Source organism: Pseudooceanicola aestuariicola (assembly GCF_045763785.1).
Classification (GTDB): domain Bacteria; phylum Pseudomonadota; class Alphaproteobacteria; order Rhodobacterales; family Rhodobacteraceae; genus Pseudooceanicola.
On the sequence record NZ_JBJGSF010000024.1, the window covers coordinates 1 to 1,173 of the forward strand.

At 57.0% G+C, this 1,173-nt stretch carries 1 protein-coding gene; it reads right to left on the bottom strand.

Annotation, left to right across the window (positions count from 1 at the left end):
- Position 1 precedes the first annotated feature (1 nt).
- A partial coding sequence (locus ACI3GR_RS20115; RefSeq protein WP_407497037.1) for a DUF6538 domain-containing protein occupies positions 2-1,173 on the bottom strand: 1,172 nt, incomplete at its 5' end.

A 1,173-nucleotide genomic window follows, 5' to 3' on the forward strand; every position in this document is an offset into this window, starting at 1 on the left:
CTCATGTAACGGCCTTCAACCACTTCCGTAGAACAGCAATCGGGTACCCTGAGCCGTAGCTGTGGCCGACACCATCGGTCTGCCAACCGCCAATCTGATCCACGATGTCCGCTGGACACTCGACAGCCCTTAGCCTGTCGCGCATTGCGTGGCGGAAACCATGCATGGTCGTTTCTTCACCCGTGTGTTCCTTCATCCATTTGTTCAACGCAGCACTGGCTGAGTTCGCATTTGTCGTCTCTCCGCTGTTGTAGCGAGGGAAGGCGAATTTGGTGTCTGAAGGTTGCGCCAAGACCCTTTTGGCCGCCCACGCCGCCATTCCTTCGAGTGGCACGTCGCGCTCACTACCTTTCGTCTTGAGACGCCGCCAGGGATGTGGTCGGACCCGAGCGACAATCCCACCCTCGCCATCAGTCACAAAGTCCTCGCGCAGCAGCCCAGCGGCCTCCCCAAGCCGCATCCCAGTGTCCGAAACCAGAGCGACAAGCCATCGCATGTCATCGTTAGTCGTCCTGCAGAGCTTCTGTATGGCAACCAAGGCCTCCTCAGCGACCGGTTTCCTCTCAGAGACACCGGCATCCCTATCGTAATAGACCCCGACAAACGGGTTCACCAAGGAAAGACCCATTTCGCTTGCAGCGAAGTTGGTAACAGCTCGAACCGTACCAAACACACGTGTCATGCTGCTGCCCGCCAAACCCCGACCTATGAGCGCATCACGGAACGCGTTAGCGTCCACCTTGGTGTATGCATCCAGGGGCCTGTCGCCACATGCATCGATGACATACCCGCAGGCTCGCTCTGCTGCCCTGTGGAAGGTCTTAGACTTCCCCCTGCCCTTCTGACGCAAATAAATGCCAACGGCCTCTGACAGAAGCACACAGGAAGAGGATTCAGGCGGCACGTGTTCAGACGTTTCCTGATCCTTGGTCAGCATCTGCCTCAGCAAGTGCTTCCCAGGCAGCTGACTGATCTGAGAACGAAGATGGTACCAGTACTCATCAAGCTGATCTGCAGCTCTCCGCGCTCTGGCTTCAGCTACTCTCGCAGACCTCGTTCGCAACGAATACGCGATTCGCGGCGAGGTGTAGTGGTCTCTGAGTTCCTTTGGGATGCGTCTGGTGAAGTAAAAGATGCCACCTTTCACGAAGGTGAACGGGCAGGAAATGGTCT